5 protein-coding genes are annotated in these 3,952 nt (G+C 48.4%); 4 read left to right on the top strand and 1 reads right to left on the bottom strand.

Translation table 11 applies throughout. The features are described 5' to 3' along the window. Positions 1-8: 8 nt before the first annotated feature. On the bottom strand, positions 9-911 hold the full coding sequence (locus tag Q7V48_10985) for a selenium metabolism-associated LysR family transcriptional regulator (protein ID MDO9211250.1): 903 nt from the start codon (positions 909-911) through the stop codon (positions 9-11). Positions 912-1,038: 127 nt separating this feature from the next. Between Q7V48_10985 and Q7V48_10980 the strand changes: the two genes are divergently transcribed. From Q7V48_10980 to Q7V48_10965, 4 genes are all read left to right on the top strand, one after another. Continuing rightward, positions 1,039-2,307 (top strand): double-cubane-cluster-containing anaerobic reductase, encoded by a 1,269-nt coding sequence (locus Q7V48_10980; protein ID MDO9211249.1) that lies wholly within the window; start codon positions 1,039-1,041, stop codon positions 2,305-2,307. Positions 2,308-2,370: 63 nt separating this feature from the next. Then, positions 2,371-2,493, top strand: coding sequence for a hypothetical protein (locus Q7V48_10975; protein MDO9211248.1), 123 nt, complete (start codon positions 2,371-2,373; stop codon positions 2,491-2,493). A 60-nt stretch (positions 2,494-2,553) separates the two neighbouring features. After that, the gene (yedF, locus tag Q7V48_10970; protein MDO9211247.1) at positions 2,554-3,162 is read left to right on the top strand and encodes a sulfurtransferase-like selenium metabolism protein YedF; all 609 of its coding nucleotides are present in this window, start codon (positions 2,554-2,556) and stop codon (positions 3,160-3,162) included. A 377-nt stretch (positions 3,163-3,539) separates the two neighbouring features. Further along, on the top strand, positions 3,540-3,952 hold a 413-nt coding region (locus tag Q7V48_10965), incomplete at its 3' end, for a hypothetical protein (GenBank protein MDO9211246.1).

The raw sequence follows: 3,952 nt of genomic DNA, 5'->3' as shown, positions 1-3,952 counted from the left end.
CTTTTATACTATTTATCGTCTCCATACATTTCCAGCAGCAGGTTGAAAAACGCTCGGGCAGGAGGTGACAGATCGCGCCCTAACCTGCTAATCAGATAAAAGCGACGTGAGATAGTTAGCCCCTTGATTTTGACTGTGGCCACATCCCCTTGGGCAAGCTCTTTTTTTATCGACATCTCTGAAATAAACGCGGCGCCGATCCCGCTGACCACAGCCTGTTTTACGGCTTCATTGCTGCCGAGGCTTGCTTGAACCTTCATCTGTGCAGGTTTTATACCGGCCTTTACAAGGGCCTCCCGGACCGTCTTTTCTGTCCCGGACCCGGCTTCCCGCACAATATACTTCTCCTCCAGCAATTCGTTCAAGGAAATCTGCTTTTTCCGCGCCCACCGATGATCTCTTTTGACTACCAGGGCGATTTTATCGCGGCCCAATGGGAGAAAAGATACATCCTCATCATCGAAAAGACTGCCGACAATTCCGATTTCGATCTCTTCCTTTTGGAGACGATCCAGAGTCTCCCTGCTGTCACCCTGCAGAAGGGTAAAAGTCACTCCGGAGTAACGCTTTAGAAATAAGGGGAGGGCCGCGGGGATCATGTAATTCCCCGGAATATTGCTTGCCCCCATTTTTACAACAGCATCCTCCAGACCTTTAAACCGTTTCAAGGCAAGGGGGATTTCTCTTGCCTTTGAAATGATTTGCCGGGCGTGTTCCAGCAGTATCTTTCCCCCTTCTGTGGGAAAGACGCCTTTGCCCGTCCTGTCCAGGAGTTTCAGATCAAATTCCGATTCCAGGGAGGAGATGTGCTGACTCACAGTGGACTGGGTGATAAAGGTTATCTCTGCTGCCCGGGAAAAGCTGCCGGTTTCAGCCACGGCCAGAAATACTTCCAATTGTTTAAGGTTCATATAAAGTCCATCGAAAATAACGATAGATTTAATCGTATTTATTAATATTATCAATTTGCTTATTGCCTGTCAACCATTCAGAATAAAAATGATAGGTTTGAGAATCATAGTGGAGGAAGGAGGCAAAATGAGTGATTATACCGAGATGTGGAAGAATCTGGGTTTAAATCTGGAAAATCATGCAGGACTTCTGGGGGTATTGACCGAAGGGTACAAGAACATTTACCTCTCCCAGAAAGGAAGGCCCAAAGGGATGGAGTACTTTGACTTCGTCATCTCGGAAATTCATGGCCTCAGGATCAAGGAAATCTATGAGGCCAAGCAGTCCGGCAGAAAAGTCGTGGGTACGTTTTGCGTGTACGTCCCCGAGGAGATCATTCTCGCGGCGGATGGAATAAGCATTGGACTTTGCGCTGGCGCTGAAGTGGGGACGAATGAAGCGGAAAAATTCATTCCGCGCAACACCTGCGCTTTAATCAAAGCATTTATGGGGTTTAAACTGGCGGGACTCTGTCCCTATGTGGAACTGACCGATCTCATCGTGGGGGAAACCACTTGCGACGGCAAGAAAAAAGCCTATGAGATCTTCAATAACATTACCGGCAAGGTCTATGTCATGGAGCTCCCAAACATGAAGAACGAAGAGAGCAAAAAGCTATGGCACAGCGAAGTAGTTCGTTTCAAAGACGCAACGGAAGCGATTACGGGCAAAACCATAACGCTTGCAAACCTGAAGAAAGGCGCAACACTGGTGAACGAAAGACGCAGGGCGCTGCAGCGTCTGAGCAAATTGAGAGCGGCTGACCCTTCGCCTATTTCCGGTCTCGACGCACTGCTTGTCAATCAGGTCTCATTTTATGACGACCCCGTCCGGTTCACCCAGATGACCAACCGGCTTGGCGAAGAACTGGAAGAACGGGTAAAACAAGGGACCGGCATTGCCCCGAAGGGTGCACCCCGCGTACTTATATCCGGATCTCCCATGGCCATCCCCAACTGGAAACTCCATTCCATTATTGAAGGGAGCGGTGCCGTGGTTGTAGGTGAGGAGTCATGTGTTGGAGAGCGAAACTTCCGGGATCTTCTGGATGAAAACTTTTCCAGCGTGGATGAGGCGCTGGAAAAGATGGCCAGCCGCTACCTAGAAATTGACTGCGCCTGCTTTACCCCGAATGATGAGCGTTTGGAAAATATCAAGGCAATGACTGAAAAGCTGCACGCCGACGGATTGATCCACTATGCGCTTCAGTTTTGTACGCCTTACATGATGGAGGCGTACAAGGTGGAAAAGGCCATCGGCACCATTCCTTTTATGCGACTGGAGACAGATTACAGCATGGGAGACTTCGGCCAGTTGAAAACCAGGGTCGAAGCATTCCTGGAAATGTTGCAATGAAAGCAGTTGGCATCGACCTAAGCTCTAAACACATCAAAGCCATTTTTGTAAAGAGGGAAAGAGATGTTAAAAGGTATGTCGGCCGGTCGGGTCATCGCTACCAGTTATTTCCGACAACTTTTTGAGGTGCAAACCGGCATCAGGCCCGGCGGTCCCACTATAGCCGACCTGCTCCAGCATTGCTAATTTTAGATATATTTAAAATACTCACAACCAAAAAGAAGACTCAAGAGGGGAGAGGCAAGAATGAGGACGATTGATTGTCGTGGACTGGCCTGTCCGCAGCCAGTAATGGAGACGAAAAAAGCCCTGGAAAAGTCCGAGGGGGAAGAGGTTATTGTGCTGCTGGATGATCCGGCTTCAAAGGAGAATGTTCGCCGGTTTGCCGAAAGTCAAGGGCACCGGGTGAGCGTCTCCGAAGATAAAGGGGTTTTCGAGTTAAGGATTGATAGGGGGAGAAAGGAGGGGGAACCGATTTGCGCGGAAGAAAAACCGAAAGAAAGGCAAAGTCTGACTTCCTCCGATTTTATCGTGTTCATCGATGCGGATTCGCTCGGGCGGGGCTCAGAAGAATTGGGAAAGATATTGATACGGTCTTTTTTACAGACTCTGGAACAATCCGAGGCCCAGCCGCAAAAAATTATACTCATCAACAGCGGTGTCAAATTAGCTTGTGAAGGATCTGAGGTTCTAGAGGACCTTCAAGAGTTCTCCTTAAAAGGCATAGAGATCCTCTCCTGCGGGACTTGCCTGGATTATTTTGGAATAAAGAAGAAGCTTAAGGTAGGAAGGGTCTCGAACATGTATGAGATATTGATCTCGCTAACTCAGACAGGGAAAGTGATCAAAATTTAGATCATCATTGAAAAATCAATGATGACTCACGATGCCTCAAACCAGCCCGCGTTATTTTCCTATCCACTTTCCTCAAATCAAGGATCACCTACATGCTGACCTTCTTAATAAAAGAACTCGTTGACTCAACAGGCGTTTTCCTAAAAGGAGCCTATTCCTTGATTCTTCTTTACCGGTTATAATAATAATAGAGTTAGCCTTCTATATCATGCCAGAATTATAGGAGTGGTAAAAACCCGATAGTTGGTTGGAGGAAAATTCATGGATATTCGAAGGGAAGAGGCTGAAAATGGGTAGATTTTACAGGGATATTACGGAAACGATCGGCAATACCCCTCTAACTGAAGCCGCACGGGGCGGGTTGTAAAGGTTCGGGAATGAAAAAAGGCCGACCCTATAAATCTCTCTACCTGCCAGCCTTGGTCATCGTGGGTACAGTGCTGACCCTCCTGATCGTGATCGCCGTCTCCACCTACCGTAACCTAAGCCGGGAGAGAGGAAGGGTGGAAGAATCTCTCCTGCGAGAAGGTTTGGTCATTATCCGGGCCATTGAGGCGGTTGTGAGAGCAGAGCTTCCTTCCGCCTTGCCGGATGTTTCCCGCATTCAGAAAATAACTGAAGAACTCTCTCGAGAGCCAGGCATTGCCGGTATCCACCTCTTTGACGGGGGAGGAAATCTCTTGGTCGCGAGTCCAGCGGGGCAAGAGCAGGAGAAAATAGCCCGCAAAAAGATTCAAGACGTGCCTTCTTTAACCCTCCTATTAAAGGAGCGAGGGGTGATCACCCGCTA

The organism is Deltaproteobacteria bacterium, assembly GCA_030654105.1.
Classification (GTDB): Bacteria; Desulfobacterota; SM23-61; order SM23-61; family SM23-61; genus JAHJQK01.
The sequence above is the reverse complement of the archived record's forward strand: the minus strand, read 5'-3'. Positions and strand labels throughout refer to the sequence as shown.